Raw genomic sequence first — 17731 nt, 5'->3', positions numbered from 1 at the left:
ATTTTTATTTATATGTAAGACGAATCATAAAAAAAAGATAAAAAAGCTGTTCTATTAGTGTAGAAGGACTTTTTCTCTGCAGTTATTTTATAATTGTAAAGGCATTATTATATCTAAATGATTCTTAGTGCAATAGTACTACTAGAATAAGAATTTATGGAAATAGTTCTTAAAATGTCCTATTTTCCTGTTTGGTATTAGAAGCATTATAAGTACTGATTTTTATATTTTATTTAAAGAATATGTATATTTGAGGAATTATAATTTATTAAACTTCTAAAAATCAATAATAATGAAATTATTTAAAACCGCAGTTGTTTTTATAACTCTAGCAGTTTCTGTTGCTTGTACTTCACGAAAGGTGGAGACAGCGGCAGTAAAAACAGCACAGAATGAGACTTTTGATTATCTTGTGGAACAGTTTGCCGACATTAAAGTATTACGATATCAAATTCCTGGATGGGAGGATCTTACTTTAAAAGAGCAGAAACTAGTTTATTACCTTACACAGGCTGGAACTTCGGGGCGCGATATTATGTGGGATCAACATTATAAGAGCAATCTAAAGATTAGAACTGCATTAGAGCATATTTATCAAAATTACAAGGGTGATAAAACGACTGAAGACTGGGGAAATTTTGAGATTTATCTTAAAAGAGTTTGGTTTTCAAATGGAATTCATCACCATTATTCAAGTGATAAAATCAAACCTGATTTTTCAAAAGATTATTTTGAGGTTGTGATGAAAGCCACTAAAACTGAATTAGAGCCTGCTGTCGTTGCAGTTATTTTTAATGATGTAGATTCTAAAAGAGTTAATCTCGATGAATCGAAAGGACTATTGGAAGGTTCAGCAATTAATTTTTATGAAAAAGGAATTTCGTTAAAAGAAGCGGAAGATTTTTATGCTAAAAAAGTGAATCCAGATCCTACTAAACCGTATTCTTATGGGCTAAACTCTAAATTAGTTCGTAACTCAAAAGGGCAATTAGAAGAAAAAGTTTGGAAGTCTGACGGTATGTATGGTAATGCAATCAAAAAGATTATTTTTTGGTTGGAAAAAGCAAAAAGTGTTGCTGAAAATAAAAACCAAGGTGATGCTTTAGGGTTATTGATCAAGTACTACCAAACAGGAAGTTTAAAAACTTGGGACGACTACAATATTGCATGGTTGTCTGCTACAGAAGGGAACATTGACTATATCAATGGATTCATTGAAGTATATAACGATCCATTAGGTTATAGAGGTTCATATGAGGGGATAGTGCAAATTAAGGATTTTGATATGTCCAAAAAAATGGAAAAGGTCTCTAAAAACGCACAATGGTTTGAAGATAACTCTCCATTAATGGAACAACATAAGAAGAAAAATGTAGTAGGTGTTTCTTATAAAACAGTAATTGTTGCTGGAGAATCTGGAGATGCATCACCAAGCACACCAATTGGGGTGAATCTTCCAAATGCCGACTGGATTCGTGCGGAGCATGGCTCTAAATCAGTTTCTTTAGGTAATATTATTGATGCTTATTCTAAAGCTGCCGGGAAAGGAAAGTTAGAAGAATTTGCTAATGATGAAGAAGAGATTGAGTTAGCCAAAAAATATGGGGAAATAGGGGATAAGTTGCATACTGCTTTACATGAAGTGGTAGGACATGCTTCAGGCCAAATTAATCCTGGTGTAGGAACTCCTAGAGAAACATTGAAAAGTTATGCCTCAACTCTGGAAGAGGGAAGAGCTGACTTAGTGGGTTTATTTTATTTGTATAATCCTAAAATTCAAGAATTAGGTTTAGTTGACGATTGGAAAAAAACCGGAATGGAATCTTATGACAGTTACATTAGAAATGGTTTAATGACTCAATTAGTACGCTTAGATCTTGGGGCTGATATCGAAGAGTCTCACATGAGGAATCGTCAATGGGTTAGCGCTTGGGCATTCGAAAAAGGCAAGAAAGACAATGTGATTGAAAAGATCAGTCGCGATGGAAAAACGTATTTCAATATCACTAATTATGAGAAGTTACATGATTTGTTCGGACAATTGTTACGTGAAGTACAACGTATAAAATCGGAAGGGGATTACAATGCTGGTAAGGCTTTAGTGGAAAATTACGGTGTAAAAGTGGATCAAAAGATTCATGCAGAAGTATTAGAACGTAATAAAAAATTCCCTTCGGCTCCTTACAGCGGTTTTGTTAACCCAGTTTTGGTTCCTAATTTAGATTCAAAAGGAAATATTATTTCTATTGATGTAAAACAACCAAAAACGTTTGCAGAACAAATGTTGAATTATTCTAAAGACTTTAGCTTTTTACCGCTTGTGAACTAGTAAATTAGAATTGAAAGAATATAAAAATGCCCGCTGAGAAGCGGGCATTTTTTGTTTGAGAAAGTGATTAACGTTTGAAATAAACTTTTATCACAAATAGAATCCCGATAAAAACGAGGAAGCCTATTAATATTTTGTAATTTCCTTTGTAAAATTCTTTGTGAATTTTTATATCTTTTCGATAAGCAAAAATCATTGCAATAACAAAAGCAACAAAAAAGCAGACTGCAAATATCAATTGTCCTTGGCTAAACATAGTGTAGATTATTTTCGGCAAATTTAATCAATTGTTTAGGATTAGTTGCTAATTTGCGGTTTCATTTAATCAAATAAAATTATGCAAAAGCAAATCGACTCAGTCAAAGAATTTCATACCGCATTTAAAATTGGGCATAGTGAAACTCCAATCGCTAGTTTAGGAGGGAGTAAGAACACGCTAAGGTATCATTTGATGAAAGAAGAAAACGAAGAATATCTTGAGGCTGTTCAAAATAATGATTTAGTAGAAATAGCTGATGCCCTAGGCGATATGATGTATATCCTTTGTGGAACTATAATTGAACATGGACTGCAACATAAAATAGAAGCTGTTTTTGATGAAATTCAACGTAGTAATATGAGTAAGTTAGATGAGTTAGGAAATCCTATATACCGTGAGGACGGTAAGGTAATGAAAGGTCCTAATTACTTCAAACCCGATTTTTCTAAAATATTGGGCGAGTAAGAAGCGTGAATTTACCCTTTTGCTGTAAGTGGATTTTACGTATTATAGAAAGACTGTTTCAATACACTTAAAATAAGAATATAAAAAAGCGATTTCCAAATTTGGAAATCGCTTTTTTGTTTAAGGTAGTAACCGCTAAAAGCGGGGACTAAAAAATCTATACTTTTACAGTCCAACCAAATGTATCTTCGGCTAGTTTGTGTTGTATGTTTGTTAATTTATCTTTTAGTTGTACTGCATATGAATTTTCGATTTTTGGCAATTCATAATAAACATCTTGGTAAGAGAATCCTATAATCGGATTAACCACCGCTGCAGTACCTGCACCAAATATTTCTTTTAAAGTACCATTTTTAGATGCTTCAACAAGTTCTGAAACTAGAACAGGACGAACTTCAACAGTAATACCATCTTTTTTAGCCATGTCAATAAGACTCTTTCTAGTAATACCATCAAGGATTCTCTCACTTGTAGGAGCAGTAAATAAAGTATCATTTATTCTGAAAAACACATTCATTGTACCTGCTTCTTCCAGTTTTGTGTGTGTTGCATCATCAGTCCAAATTACCTGCTGAAAACCAGCTGCATTTGCTAAGCTAGTTGGGTAAAATTGAGCAGCATAGTTACCTGCGGCTTTTGCAGCTCCAATTCCACCATTTGCGGCTCTACTGAAATGCTCTGCGATTAATACTTTTACTTCTCCAGAATAGTACGATTTTGCAGGAGATAAAATAACCATAAACTTATAATCATTAGATGGGTTTGCAATAACTCCCTCTCCAGTCGCTATCATAAATGGTCTAATATACAATGAGTTTCCTTTTCCTTTTTTTATCCAAGCTTGATCTAACTTTAGTAATTCGTTTAAACCATCCATAAAAACATCCTCAGGTACTTCTGGCATAGCCATTCTTACCGCCGAATTATTAAATCGTTTGTAGTTTTCATCAGGTCTAAAAAGCCAAACGTCATCACTTTCATCTTTATACGCTTTCATTCCTTCAAAAATAGCTTGACCATAATGAAAAACTCTAGTAGAAGGGTCTAGTAAAAATGGAGCATAAGGCTTAATGACTGGTTTTTGCCATTCGCCATTTATATAGTCACATTCAAGTAAATGATCGGTGAATACCGATCCAAAGCTTAGGTTATCAAAATCTACTTCATTAATTTTTGTAGTAGCTGCTTTTATGATGTCAATTTTGTCAGTGTGAGTTGTGCTCATAATATTATTTTATTGTTATTTTAATATTGGATACAATGTATGTAATTGCTTAGAATATAGTTTTTATGCAAATTAAACTTTAATTCAAGCAAAATTAAATAAAAATCAATGAAATTCTTATGAAAATGTCATTAATTATAGCTTTTAATTGTGATTTATTTACATTTATCAAAATCAACGAAAAAGCTTAAATTTTCTGTAGAATTTACAATAAATCGGGTTTTTTAGGCGAACTATAACAGATTTTATTAAATTTGACCAAGTACAAAAAACACAAAATTAATAATGCCTTCATAAATAGTATTTTGAAAAGAGAAATTATACAGACGCTTGATGGTTCTACTACCATACAAATTAAGGAATGGGATGAATGCTATCATTCCAAACATGGTGCAATACAGGAAGCGCAACATGTTTTTATAAAAAATGGACTATCATTATTTCAAAATAAACAAATTTCGATTTTAGAAATAGGTTTTGGCACCGGACTGAATGCATTTATTACTTTTTTGCAAGGAAAAAAAATGAATCAATCAATTGATTATGTAGGAGTAGAAGCTTATCCCATATCAGCAGAGGAATTAGTTTCTATGAATTATGTCGAAGAATTGAATGCAGATGATGATAAAAGTGTTTTTGAACAAATGCACCAATGCAATTGGCAAGAGAAAGAGATTTTTGGGGAAAACTTTTCACTCACCAAGAGGAAACAGCTATTTGAAGAAATTGATGATTTGAATCGATTTGATTTGATTTATTTTGATGCTTTTGGTTATCGAGTGCAACCAGAATTATGGAGTACTGCCATATTCAAAAAAATGTTTGATGCCCTTAAAGACAATGGGGTATTAGTCACTTATGCGGCAAGAGGTGTAGTGAAAAGATCTATGATTGAAGTAGGTTTTACGGTAGAGAAACTAGCAGGTCCTCCAGGTAAAAGAGAGATGTTCCGTGCAAGTAAGATAGTTTAACTTTATACTGAATTGAAATTTTATTTTGATTATAGTTAGAGGATGTTGAAATAATATTCATAATTACACGTTAAATTTACAAACTATCAATTTAAAAAATGTATTTTTACAATAAGATAAAAACCTTAATTTAACCATAAATTCTTAATTTATTATGTCTAAAATTATGTTTGATTACACAAAATCAATATTAGAAAGAGTGAGTTTCGATCCGATACTTTTTTGCAAAGAGTTAGAAAAAGCTATCAAAGCATTGTTGCCCTATGAGATGGAACAATTACGAGAATGGTTATTTAATTTTATAATCGAAAAACCAGAATTACAGCAATGTGTATTAAGAGTAAACCTATGATAAAAAAAAAGAACCTATTAAGGTTCTTTTTTTTTATTATAGAACGTAAATAAGGTATTACAATGACGGTTGTCTTAGAGGTTATTTATGTAAGATTTTTGATTGATAATGCTTTGTAAAGTACTTTTAAACGATTTTTATTGTATTTTATCTATTTTTTACTCAACATTATTACTATTAACCAATATATTTACAAAACGTTTTATTAGGATAATTTTAAAATCTTATTGTTATGTCTAGAATGATTTATGATTACACAAAAGAGGTACTTGCACGAGTGAGCTTTGACCCCGAGCTATTTATAAAAGAGCTTAAAAAGGCAATTAGAAATTTATTACCCTACGAAATTGACCACTTAAGGAAATGGCTTTTATTCTTTACGTATGAAAAACCTGAATTAAAAGAGTGTCTTTCTATTATTGAATAAAGAGTAAAAAAAAGAAGGAACATTGGACAATGTTCCTTCTTTTTTATTTGTTTTTGAGCGGACTCACGATCTGCACATTTTGAAAAACAATAGCTCCTTTTATTACTCCGGCAATAGTGGTTCGTAACGCATCTATTATATGCATTTTTAATTCGCTTTTAGGAAAAATTAAGCTTACTTCTCGAGCCGGTTTAGGTTCTACAAAATGACGTAGTTTTAATTTGTCTGCTTCTTTCAAATCTAAAGTATGCAGATAAGGTAGTAGAGTAGTACCTAATCCTTCATCGGCTAGTTTTATTAAAGTTTCAAAACTTCCACTTTCTATTTGAAAATGGCTAAATTCATTTTTCGGATTATTTTTGCATAGATTCAATATACCATCTCTGAAACAGTGACCGTCTTGAAGTAAAAGGATTTCATCGAGATTTAAATCAGATACTGTAATTTCTGCTTTGTTAAATTGCTGATGACTTTCAGGAATGTAGGCCACGAAAGGTTCAAAATATAAAACTATTTCCTTAATCTTTTCTTCCAATAGAGGAGTAGCTGCAATTGCAGCATCCAGATGTCCATTGTTAAGCTTTGTGATAATCTCTTCTGTATTTAACTCTTCTATTATAAGTTTAACTTTTGGATATTTTTTTATAAAATTATTTAAAAACATAGGAAGTAGAGTAGGCATAATTGTAGGAATGATTCCTAATCTAAATTCGCCTCCCACAAATCCTTTTTGTTGTTCGACAATGTCTTGGATTCGGTCCGCTTCGTTGACAATATTTTTGGCTTGATTGACAATCTTTTGCCCAATATCAGTTAGTTGAATCGGTTTTTTAGATCGGTCAAATATTAAGATGCTTAATTCCTCTTCAATTTTTTGAATTTGCATACTTAATGTAGGTTGAGTAACAAAACATTTTTCGGCTGCTAAGGTGAAATTTTTATGTTCAGCAACAGCTAAAACATATTTCAATTGAGTAATTGTCATTTTTGATAGGATTTTACAATGCAAATATAAAAACAATCAATTTAATTTATAACGTATTTCGTACTTTTCTTGGTTACTTTGTTAAAAATAAAAACATGAAAACAAATATTTTAGGTCTACCCGTAAAAGAAACAGAAGTAATAGTAAGTGAACTAAATTCGTTACTTTCAAATTACCAAGTTTATTATCAGAACTTAAGAGGAATTCATTGGAACATTCGAGGAAAACGTTTTTTTGATTTACATGTAAAATTTGAAGAACTGTACAATGATTCACAACTAAAGATTGATATGATAGCAGAACGTATTTTAACGTTGGGAGGTACTCCACTTCATACTTTTGATGATTATATTAAACACAATACAATTGTAGTTGGTAAAAATATTTCGAATGATGAAAAAGCAATTCATTTGATTGTGAGTTCATTGTCTCATCTGTTGATTATAGAAAGAATAATTTTAAATAAATCGGCAGCTGTTAATGACGAAGGTTCTAGTGCCATGATGAGTGATTTTATTGCTGAACAAGAGAAAACAATATGGATGATGCAGGCTTGGTTAGAGGAGTAATAGAGTCGTATTTCAGTATTTAAAAAATAAAAACCAAAATAGTAGTTCAACATTATTTTGGTTTTTTTAGAATGTTAAAATTTTACAAATTTTTTTTTCTTAGTTCCAAATTGAAAAGTTTAATCTTACTTTTGTAGTAATGAAATTTATAGCTCGCCTTTTTTTATTCTTATTTATAGCTTTTTTATCAACGCCTGCAATAGTGACGATGATAGAGAAGTCATGCGACACCTCTATATTTTTCAGTGTTTCTGAAGAAGAACATGCTCAAAAAGAAATTAAAGTTTTTGCTTACTACAGTGATTTAGAACTTGGATTCTTATTGGGAAAACACAATAAATCAAGTCTTATTCTTTCTGAAAATCTCTCTAAACACGATAAGATTTCGGCCACTATATTTTCTCCTCCACCTGACGTGGCATAATACACCTATATTTTTTTTAAATTAAATAATTGCTTACATTTATAAATGTAGCAACTCTTTACGTATAAATTATTATTGTATTATGACAAAGAAAATCAATCTTTTTGCTAACCTTAAATCAGATTTTGCTTCTGGTTTAGTGGTTTTTTTGGTGGCGCTACCATTGTGTTTAGGAATTGCAATGGCTTCTGGTGCACCTTTATTTTCAGGAATTATTTCGGGTGTTATTGGCGGAATTGTAGTGGGGTATTTGAGTACTTCACATATAAGTGTTGCTGGTCCTGCGGCGGGTTTAACGGCGATCGTTTTAACCGCAATTAGTGATTTGGGTGCTTTTGACATCTTTTTAACTGCCGTTTTTATTGCCGGTTTATTGCAAGTGATATTAGGGTTTGTTAAAGCGGGTAGTATTTCAAATTATTTCCCAACAAATGTTATTGAAGGAATGCTTGCGGGTATTGGAATTATCATCGTTATGAAACAATTGCCTCATGCATTTGGTTATGATAGTAATTTTGAAGGTGATCTCTCCTTTTTGCAGGCTGATGGGACAAATACTTTTTCTTCATTATTAGGAATTTTTGATCATATCCAACTGGGATCAATAGTAATTACAAGTATATCATTGGCAATATTGATTTCGTGGGATAAGCTTCCTTTTCTTAAAAAATTAAAATTAGTTCCTGGAGCCCTTGTAGCTGTTGTATTGGGTGTTGTTTTGAATGAAGTTTTTATCGCTTCTGGAAGTTCGATAGCTATTGCAAAAGAACATTTGGTTTCTTTACCAGTGCCAACATCTTTTGAAGAGTTTCAATCAATAATTATCACCCCTAATTTTGCCGGTATCCTGAATCCTCAGGTATGGGTTGTAGGTATGACCATCGCTATTGTTGCCTCTATTGAAACACTTTTAAGTATAGAAGCTGCAGATAGGATGGATGTTCAAAAGCGTTATACAAACACTAATATTGAGTTGAAAGCGCAGGGAATTGGAAATGTTATAAGTTCATTACTGGGAGGCTTACCATTGACCTCTGTGATTGTGCGGTCCTCAGCAAATGCTAGTTCAGGTGCTAAATCTAAGATGTCGTCAATGATTCACGGTTTTTTATTATTGATCAGTGTTTTGGTAGTTCCGTTTATTCTGAATAAAATTCCATTGGCCACCCTGGCTGCGATTTTACTTGTTGTAGGATATAAATTGGCTAAACCGGCAACGTTTAAACATTTTTGGGAAAAGGGAAAATACCAGTTTGTCCCTTTTATCGCCACTTTATTGGCCGTTGTGTTCCTGGATTTGTTAAAAGGTGTCGCATTGGGAATCATAATTAGTATCATTTTTGTTCTTAAAGGAAACCTTAAAAGAGCCTACAGTTTTAAAAAGGAAGAATATGTCGATGGTGATATCATTCATATCGATTTAGCCCAAGAAGTTTCTTTTTTGAATAAAGCAGCGATAAAAAGCACCCTTAATGACATTCCCGAGAATTCTAAAGTGGTAATAAATGCGCATGATACGGTTTATATTGCCCATGATATCTTGGATCTAATAAGGGAATTTAAAGAAACCCGAGCAGTTAATGAAAATATCAAAGTAAAACTTAAAGGGTTTAAAAAAGCATATTATTTAGATAATTCACCTGAGATTGCAAATCATGTTTCTTTTGAACATTATTATGATGTCGCCAAAAGAGAAATGGTTAAAAAAGAAGTTGTAAAAGAAAATTTTGACGATTAATTAAAAAAAACAACATTTCTATGTAATTCAGACGCAAAAAAGAATTTTCTTTACAATGCTTTTTAGGAATACATAGACTTGATCATATAAAACATAAGAAAATGAGTGATTTTTATAAAAAAATATTAGAGAATAATAAAGAGTGGGTGGAGAAGGCATTAGCCGTAGACCCAAAATATTTTGAAGATTTAGCTAAAGGGCAAACCCCTCCATTATTGTGGATTGGTTGTTCAGACAGCCGTGTGCCGGCAAATGAAATAATTGGAGCTAAGCCTGGTGAAGTTTTTGTACACAGAAACATTGCTAACATGGTAGTGCACTCTGACATGAACATGTTAAGTGTACTTGATTATGCGGTTAATGTATTAAAAGTTAAGCACGTGATTGTTTGCGGACATTATGGTTGCGGTGGTATAAAAGCAGCAATGGGGAATCAGTCGATTGGGATTATAGATAATTGGATTCGTCATATTAAAGATGTATACCGATTGCATAATAAATATTTAGATTCTATAGAAGATGAAACAGAACGTTTTAATGCTTTTGTTGAAATTAATATAAAAGAACAAGTTTTTGACCTATCTAAAACTTCAATCGTGCAAGCTGCATGGAAAAGTGGTCAGGACCTAAGTATTCACGGTTGGGTATATGGTTTAAATTCTGGTTTTGTAACGGATCTGAATGTCAATATTAGTTCTAATAGTGAGTTGGATCAAGTTTTTCAATTGCAGTTCTAAAAAAAAAAAATCGCCATATGGCGATTTTTTTTTTAATCTACGTCTAAATTTTCATTGAAGGCAGATGGTAATAGTTTTGGGATAAATTTAATCAGGATCGGTAGTAGCAAGCTACCACCAGGAAGAAGAAATATAGTGAGTGAAGGAATCGTTTTACAAATTTCTAATAGTTGTTTTTTTACTTTTTTCTTTTCTCTTTCATCTAAATCTCTCCTCGTTGATATTCCTAAAAGTATCATTAAATCTCTGCTTTGAACAATTTCTTTGATCAATCGGTTTTTATTTCTTGTAATTAATGTGATTACAATTTGAGTCGTTTGATCGTAGAAGTGTTTTACAGGATTAGAATAATTGAAATATGGAATTTCATTTTTATGTTTTAAGATAAATTCATCAGTACTTTTAATACTTTCTGTTACAAACGCGTCAGGTACTGTAATTAGTTCTGCTAATTTGTGTAAAAAGTAAGCCTCTTCATTTTCAATTTTACCATCGCTCCACAATGCCATTCCGGCCATATCAATTAGATAATACTTTTCTAATTCTGACTCAAAATATTTCAGATTAAGTTCTTCGAGATTTTGTACACTTACTTTTGAGAATTTACTATAGCGAACAGAAGCTTCAAATAACTTAATCAACAAATCGTCGTACTTGGATTTATTCGACTTGGTTTTCAAAGAAAGAGAAACAATGCTAACAACCGCTTCTTCTATCTTTTTTAAATACTTCTCTGGAATTGCTCCATGAATTAAATATTGGCGAAAAGCCAGCACATCTATAAACAGTAAAGCATTCGTGACAATATGAGAAAAGTTTTTACTAATGATGTCAAAGTTAGTTTGAACTCGATCGTCAATTATTTTTTCTAAATTTAGAGAAGTTGGGCTGTCAGGTAATATTTTTTTTAACAGATTATACCCTTTCGGAGTCATTTCATTATAAAAGTCTAAGGCTTTAGACAGGAAATTATCAGGATTGCTATCGTGTGTTGTTAAACTGTAAATTGCATAAAGTGTATTTAACAGAGCGACCTTAGGAATTTCATTTTGAACCCAGCCTGTCGTTATTATAGGGGCTGTCGTTTCAAAAGAAACAATGTGACCGTATATGAACCCTGTTTTTCTAATATTGGCGTAAAACAAAGCGGGACTATCGTAAACTATTTGTTCCTGTTTTTTTTGTTTTGAAAAATACTTATCTATCCAACCGGATGCTGAAGGGTTAATCATTGTTTATTTTTAATAGTACAAAGCTATGTTATTTTAAGGTTTTTGAGTTAAATAAAAATATAATATACTTTCAGCTATTTTAAAACAGCTGAAAGTATATTATTACAATTTATTTAATTATTGCTGAACAAGCGACTCTTGCCCCCGCATTACCGGATGGTTGTGAAACAAAATCATCAGTTCCTTCATGTACAATCAGTCCTTTGCCCAAAATATCTTTTGTAGGATCCCCAGAGCCAATATTCCACTCATCTGTAGTTAGAGTTATCGTTCCGTTTCCGTTAGTATCTGCTATGAAATTTCCTATGTCTCCTTTATGGTATTCGCCAGTACCCCATTTTCCGTGTTTTTTGAAAGTTGGATTCCAGTGTCCTCCAGCTGAGCTTCCATCTGCAGCTGAACAATCAGATTTTTCATGGATATGAATGGCATGAAGTCCAGGAGTTAATCCTGCTAATTTTGCCACGAAAGTAACTTTACCATTTTTTTCTATAAAAGTGGCTGTTCCAGAAACGTTACTATTGCTTTTGGCTTCAAAAGCAATTACTAATTTTTTAGAGTCACGAGAGTTATTGTTTGTCTTACAACCAATAAGGACTGCAATGATAATCGCTGTCGAAAGTATAATTTTTTTCATGTTGTTTATGTTTTGAAAATTTTAGATAAAATTACATATAAAATCAGCATCATTAAATTAATTTGAGAATAAATATGTACTATAATTACCTTAAAAAATAAAAGGGAATCCATTTTATAAAGTATTGAAACTATAGAAGAGGATACTTTTTTAATTATAAAGACAATAGAGAATTAGTTACTGCTTTAGGACGATCTGGTATCTGTAGGTGAATATATAATACTTCTTTTTTTGATAATGGTTAAGATAATTACTTCTATTTAAAATTTTTTACCTTTTTTAATGCCTTTTTTTGGTAAATAAAATGTAAATTAGATAAAATAAGGTTTTTATTAATGTCATATTCTCTGAAAAAACTGCTATTACGTATTTATGGCAGGTTAAGCTTCTTTTTTGACTAAATTTGCAGTCCAATATTTTGCTTTTTTAAGACTGTTTTTAATTAAACAGGTTGACATTGATTAAAGATCTTTAATCATTTACTCATTTAAGTTTTTTCTATATACATGCTATGGCATTTAGTCATAGTACATGCTGTAATTATGCTTTTAGTCAGAAAGAAGCCTTCAGGTCTACTGCTTTTTATAGGTACGTGAACGGGGGATTTAGTCTCTTCGGGAAGTGTATATACGTTTTTTTGATTATCGCCGGAGGCATTGATTTCGGCTTTTAGATTAATATTGGTTGCCTACTATTATTAGGTTTTATAAATAAATGGAGGGATTAGATGTCCTCATAGAAATTAAATTACATTAAATAACAAAATGAGTTATGGCTAAGAAGATTATAAGAAGTGATGAGAGGAAATCCATTTTTGGATTGGATGTTAATGGGCCTGTGTTTTTTACATCGGCGATTATCATCATCATCATAATAGCATTAACGCTGATGTATAAAGACGGGGCAGAACACGTTTTTACTGCAATTCAGAATTTTGTCGCTAACAAAGCAGGTTGGTTTTTTATCCTAAGTGTTAATATTTTTCTGATATTTATGGTTTATATGGCCTTCAGTAAATTTGGCCACTTAAGAATTGGAGGACAAAACGCAAAACCCGAGTTTAAAACTCTTTCGTGGTTCGCGATGCTTTTTAGTGCGGGAATGGGAATTGGATTGTTGTTTTGGAGTATTTCAGAACCAGTTTATCATTTTCTGAGTCCACCAATGGCAGAAGGCGGAAGTGCTGAAGCAGCCAAGGAAGCTATGAGATTTACGTTTTTGCACTGGGGATTTCATGCTTGGGCAGTTTATGCTTTGGTTGGATTATCACTAGCGTATTTTACGTATTCACGTGGACTTCCACTTACCATCAGATCTATTTTTTATCCTTATTTAGGAGATAGAATCTACGGGAAAATTGGAGATGCAATTGACATCTTTGCTGTGATTGCTACTTTATTTGGTCTTGCTACTTCTTTAGGAATGGGAGTGCAGCAAATTGCAGCAGGATTACATCACCTTTGGGGAATAGATAGCGGCGTACAAACTCAAATTCTTCTAATTGCAGGAATAACAGCAATTGCTACTGTTTCAGTTGTTTTAGGAGTAGATAAAGGGGTTCGAATCTTGAGTGAATGGAATATGAGAATAGCATTGCTATTTCTTTTAATAGTTGTGGTATTAGGACCAACAATCTTTATTTTTAAATCATTCGTACAAAATACAGGAAATTATTTATCTGGTATTTTGGAACTTTCAACTTGGACAGAAAGTTATACGGGGTCCAATTGGCAAAATGCCTGGACCGTTTTTTACTGGGGATGGTGGATTGCTTGGTCTCCTTTCGTAGGTATGTTTATTGCTCGTATTTCCAAAGGGCGTACCGTACGTGAGTTTATCTTAGGAGTCTTATTAGTGCCTTCTCTTGTAACTTTTTTCTGGATAACAGCTTTTGGAAGCACAGCGATACATATGACACTTCTAGGTGATGATACTATTGCAAATGCCGTGAATGATAACGTTGCCACTGCACTGTTTGTGTTTTTAGAAGATTATCCTTTTGCATTTTATCTTAACATTATTGCTATAATTTTAATTGCAGGATTCTTTATTACCTCTTCAGATTCTGGATCTTTAGTGGTAGATAATTTAACCTCGGGAGGTAAAATTGATGCGCCAGTAGGCCAAAGAATATTTTGGGCTCTTGCTGAAGGTGGTGTTGCCGCTGTTCTATTAATAGGTGGTGGATTACAGGCACTTCAAACAGCAACAATAGTAACTGGATTGCCTTTTGCCGTGATTTTAATAATTATGTGTTTTTCACTTTATAAAGGTTTAAGTGAAGATCTTAAAAAACTGCAAAAGCGCGATTCCCAAAAAGAACTCGAAAACTATGAGGAAATAGTTTCTGACATCGTCAAAAAACAAAGTATTATTAGCAAAACAAAATTAAATAATCCCAATAATGACTGAAATTAAAAACATCTTGGTCGCCTTAGACCTTTCGGATATTGATAATACACTAATTGAATATGCATCATTTATTGCAGATACGCTTAAGGTTAAAAAAGTGTATTTTGTACATAATATCAAAAAATATGAGATCTCGGAATTATTTGAAGAACAGTTAAAGGATATTAACCTTGACGAAATAATAGGGGATGAATTAAATGAAAAGGTAGAACAGAAATTCAAATCCTCAGTAGAATGGGAAGTGCTTATTTCTGAAGACCCTTATTCAGAATCCTTGATCAATTACATTGTCAACAAATATGAAGTTCAGTTGGCTTTAATTGGAAATAAAAATAAGATAAAAGGTACTGGAGTCGTTAGCGGTAAATTATTGCGTTTACTTAAATGTAATATCCTGTCTATTCCTAAAGGTGCAAAAGCGGTTATTAGCAATATTTGGGCTGGAACTGATTTTTCAAGTGCATCAAATAAGGTTTTTGAAGTGGCTGAAAATATACAGAGCTGTACAAAGGCTAAAGTAAAAGCGGTGCACGTCTACAATGTGCCGTTACAATTTTCTCCTTACATTCCAAAGGAACACCTTGATACGAAGATTGAAAATCACCTAAAAGAAAAGTATGAGAAATTCATAAAAAAGATTGGCTACAAAGGAGAATTAACGACACAAATTATTCCTGGAAGAGATAGCGGGGTTGCCGAAAAATTAAGATCTAAAGCCGCAGCTGCTAAGGTTGATCTTATTATTGTAGGAGACAAAGGTAGAAATACCTTCTCTTCTTTACTTGTAGGAAGTGTTACGGAGGAACTTTTTAATCAGGACCTGGAAGTGCCATTATGGATAGTAAAATAGGTAATTAAACCCTGGCTATACTTCTACGGAAATATTGAAATTGATTATTGTATGAGGTTAATTTTAGTCGGTTTTTCTTTTTTAAAAGCAAATTGATTCACTCTATAAAATCATTAATTATTGTAATAATGAAAATTATCACAGGATTTGATTTACAGGGTGTAGGAGGGGGATTTAAGATAATTGAACTTGAGCCATTTCTGCAAAAGAAGAACTAGAGATTATAAAAAATATAAAAGCGCAATCATCGAAATGACTGCGCTTTTTTTAAACAAATAAAATCAACTAAAAACTATCTTTTTGCTTAAAAGCAATACGCGTTTTCTGCAACTAATTTAGAAGTAATCGTTTCTCTTAAAGCTACAATATTTGGCATATTTGTATATTTAGTAAAACGTCTTAATCCCATAAGCATCATACGTTGTTCATCTCCTTCAACAAAAGAAATAACACTTTCTTTTCCTTTTTGAGTAACGATATCTACTGCTTGGTACAAGTATAATTTTGCCATTGCAATTTGCTCTTGTACTTTATCTTCACCTTCTTTTTTAGCTAATTTCTCAGTTCTAAGAATAGTACTTTCAGCCATGTAAATTTCGATTAACATATCTGACGCAGCCATTAAAATTTGTTGGTGAGAGTCTAATTCAGTTCCGAATTTTTGAACCGCACTTCCAGCAACCATTAAGAAAGCTTTTTTCAATTTAGCTACCATTTCTTTTTCTTCTGCAAATAACTGTGAGTAATCTGGAGTTTCAAAAGAAGGAATACCCATTAATTCCTCACCAACTTTCGTAGCAGGACCTAATAAATCTACATGGCCTTTCATTGCTTTTTTAATCAACATTCCAACAGATAACATTCTGTTGATTTCGTTAGTACCTTCATAGATACGTGCGATGCGAGCATCTCTCCATGCACTTTCCATCGGAGTATCTTCTGAGAATCCCATTCCACCAAAAATTTGAATTCCTTCATCAGAGCAAGCTTGAACGTCTTCAGAAACGGCAACTTTTAAGATAGAACACTCAATAGCATACTCTTCAACACCTTTTAACTCAGCTTCTTGATGTGTAGACCCTTCAGCTTCGCGTGCAATAATTCTGTCTTCGATGTTTTTTGCGGCTCTGTAAGAGGCACTTTCACCAGCATAACAGCTAGTTGCCATATCAGCTAATTTAGAACGAATAGCTCCAAACTGTGCGATAGGTGTATTGAATTGTATTCTTTCGTTTGCATAGTTAACAGAAGCAGAGATTACTCTTCTTTGAGCGTCTAAACAAGCTGCAGCTAGTTTGATACGACCAACATTCAAAGCGTTCATCGCAATTTTGAAACCATTTCCTCTTTCAGACAACATGTTTTCAACCGGAACCGAAGTTTCGTTAAAGAAAACTTGACGTGTAGAAGAAGCACGAATTCCTAATTTATGTTCTTCTTCACCCATTGAGATACCGTTATCAGAAGTATTTTCTACAATGAATCCAGTGATGTTTTTATCGTCACCAATACGTGCAAAAACAATAAATAAGCTACAGAAACCTGCATTCGAAATCCACATTTTTTGACCAGTGATAGAGTATGACTTACCATCTTCAGATAAAACAGCTTTAGTTTTTCCTGAATTGGCATCAGATCCTGCACCCGGTTCAGTCAAACAGTATGCACCAAACCACTCACCAGAAGCTAATTTAGGAACATATTTTTGTTTTTGCTCTTCAGTACCGTATAAAGTAATTGGCATAGTACCAATCCCTGTATGTGCTCCAAACGCAGTTGAGAAAGATCCTGTTGCACCAGAAATGTAATCACAAACTAACATCGTTGATACAAATCCCATTCCTAATCCACCATAAGCTTCAGGAACAGCAACTCCTAAAAGACCTAAGTCTCCAGCTTTTTTCATGCACTCTTCTGTATAGGCATAATCTTTTTTCTCAAAACGATCTTTATGTGCCCATAATTCTTTGTCTACGAACTCTTTTACAGAGTCACGCATCATTAATTGTTCTTCCGAAAAATCCTCAGGAGTGAAGATATCTTCGCACTTTGTTTCTTTTACAAGGAATTGTCCTCCTCTAGTTACGTCGCTCATGACTTTGTTATTTTAAATTTTGAA

At 32.7% G+C, this 17731-nt stretch carries 17 protein-coding genes; 11 read left to right on the top strand and 6 right to left on the bottom strand.

Annotated features, from left to right (window positions below; genetic code table 11):
• The first annotated feature begins 292 nt into the window (after positions 1 to 292).
• Positions 293 to 2329, top strand: coding sequence for a dihydrofolate reductase (locus tag QO182_RS03515; protein WP_371559934.1), 2037 nt, complete (start codon positions 293 to 295; stop codon positions 2327 to 2329).
• Between the two features lie 67 nt (positions 2330 to 2396).
• Here QO182_RS03515 and QO182_RS03510 read toward each other — a convergent pair whose 3' ends face one another.
• Entirely contained in the window at positions 2397 to 2585 is a 189-nt protein-coding gene (locus QO182_RS03510) for a hypothetical protein (RefSeq protein ID WP_339921057.1), read from the bottom strand.
• Between the two features lie 81 nt (positions 2586 to 2666).
• Here QO182_RS03510 and QO182_RS03505 point away from each other — a divergent pair, with 81 nt between their 5' ends.
• Complete coding sequence (locus QO182_RS03505) at positions 2667 to 3053, top strand: hypothetical protein (RefSeq protein WP_371541604.1); 387 nt, start codon at positions 2667 to 2669, stop codon at positions 3051 to 3053.
• A 157-nt stretch (positions 3054 to 3210) separates the two neighbouring features.
• Here the strand turns inward: QO182_RS03505 and QO182_RS03500 are convergent, their stop codons facing one another.
• The gene (locus QO182_RS03500; protein WP_371559933.1) at positions 3211 to 4278 is read right to left on the bottom strand and encodes a branched-chain amino acid aminotransferase; all 1068 of its coding nucleotides are present in this window, start codon (positions 4276 to 4278) and stop codon (positions 3211 to 3213) included.
• Positions 4279 to 4583: 305 nt separating this feature from the next.
• On the opposite strand from QO182_RS03500, the gene mnmD reads away from it, so the two are divergent.
• From mnmD to QO182_RS03485, 3 genes are all read left to right on the top strand, one after another.
• The gene (mnmD, locus tag QO182_RS03495; protein WP_371559932.1) at positions 4584 to 5249 is read left to right on the top strand and encodes a tRNA (5-methylaminomethyl-2-thiouridine)(34)-methyltransferase MnmD; all 666 of its coding nucleotides are present in this window, start codon (positions 4584 to 4586) and stop codon (positions 5247 to 5249) included.
• Positions 5250 to 5403: 154 nt separating this feature from the next.
• Positions 5404 to 5601: a hypothetical protein gene (locus QO182_RS03490; protein ID WP_371541596.1), complete on the top strand. Its 198-nt coding sequence runs from the start codon at positions 5404 to 5406 to the stop codon at positions 5599 to 5601.
• Positions 5602 to 5833: 232 nt separating this feature from the next.
• Positions 5834 to 6028 (top strand): hypothetical protein, encoded by a 195-nt coding sequence (locus QO182_RS03485; RefSeq protein WP_371559931.1) that lies wholly within the window; start codon positions 5834 to 5836, stop codon positions 6026 to 6028.
• A gap of 43 nt (positions 6029 to 6071) precedes the next feature.
• Here QO182_RS03485 and QO182_RS03480 read toward each other — a convergent pair whose 3' ends face one another.
• A complete protein-coding gene (locus tag QO182_RS03480) occupies positions 6072 to 7013 on the bottom strand; it encodes a LysR substrate-binding domain-containing protein (protein WP_371543013.1) in 942 nt (313 codons plus the stop codon).
• Positions 7014 to 7108: 95 nt separating this feature from the next.
• Here QO182_RS03480 and QO182_RS03475 point away from each other — a divergent pair, with 95 nt between their 5' ends.
• The 4 genes from QO182_RS03475 (at position 7109) to can (ending at position 10481) form a co-directional block, all read left to right on the top strand.
• Positions 7109 to 7582, top strand: coding sequence for a Dps family protein (locus QO182_RS03475; RefSeq protein ID WP_371559930.1), 474 nt, complete (start codon positions 7109 to 7111; stop codon positions 7580 to 7582).
• Positions 7583 to 7721: 139 nt separating this feature from the next.
• A complete protein-coding gene (locus tag QO182_RS03470) occupies positions 7722 to 8006 on the top strand; it encodes a hypothetical protein (protein WP_371543009.1) in 285 nt (94 codons plus the stop codon).
• Between the two features lie 82 nt (positions 8007 to 8088).
• Positions 8089 to 9744, top strand: a complete 1656-nt coding sequence (locus QO182_RS03465) for a SulP family inorganic anion transporter (RefSeq protein ID WP_371559929.1) — start codon at positions 8089 to 8091, stop codon at positions 9742 to 9744.
• A 101-nt stretch (positions 9745 to 9845) separates the two neighbouring features.
• The gene (can, locus tag QO182_RS03460) at positions 9846 to 10481 is read left to right on the top strand and encodes a carbonate dehydratase (RefSeq protein WP_371543005.1); all 636 of its coding nucleotides are present in this window, start codon (positions 9846 to 9848) and stop codon (positions 10479 to 10481) included.
• 32 nt (positions 10482 to 10513) lie between these two features.
• Here can and QO182_RS03455 read toward each other — a convergent pair whose 3' ends face one another.
• Complete coding sequence (locus QO182_RS03455; RefSeq protein WP_371543002.1) at positions 10514 to 11713, bottom strand: LETM1-related biofilm-associated protein; 1200 nt, start codon at positions 11711 to 11713, stop codon at positions 10514 to 10516.
• Between the two features lie 109 nt (positions 11714 to 11822).
• Positions 11823 to 12350 (bottom strand): superoxide dismutase family protein, encoded by a 528-nt coding sequence (locus tag QO182_RS03450; protein ID WP_371559928.1) that lies wholly within the window; start codon positions 12348 to 12350, stop codon positions 11823 to 11825.
• Positions 12351 to 13121: 771 nt separating this feature from the next.
• Between QO182_RS03450 and QO182_RS03445 the strand changes: the two genes are divergently transcribed.
• Together QO182_RS03445 and QO182_RS03440 are read left to right on the top strand one after the other, a co-directional pair.
• Entirely contained in the window at positions 13122 to 14762 is a 1641-nt protein-coding gene (locus QO182_RS03445) for a BCCT family transporter (protein WP_371542996.1), read from the top strand.
• A complete protein-coding gene (locus tag QO182_RS03440; protein WP_371542995.1) occupies positions 14755 to 15612 on the top strand; it encodes a universal stress protein in 858 nt (285 codons plus the stop codon). Before QO182_RS03445 ends, QO182_RS03440 begins: the two co-directional genes overlap by 8 nt.
• Before the next feature lie 304 nt (positions 15613 to 15916).
• Here QO182_RS03440 and QO182_RS03435 read toward each other — a convergent pair whose 3' ends face one another.
• A complete protein-coding gene (locus QO182_RS03435; RefSeq protein WP_371542993.1) occupies positions 15917 to 17707 on the bottom strand; it encodes an acyl-CoA dehydrogenase family protein in 1791 nt (596 codons plus the stop codon).
• Between the last annotated feature and the right edge of the window lie 24 nt (positions 17708 to 17731).

This window comes from Flavobacterium sp. Arc2 (assembly GCF_041431385.1).
Lineage (GTDB): Bacteria > Bacteroidota > Bacteroidia > Flavobacteriales > Flavobacteriaceae > Flavobacterium.
The sequence above is the reverse complement of the archived record's forward strand: the minus strand, read 5'-3'. Positions and strand labels throughout refer to the sequence as shown.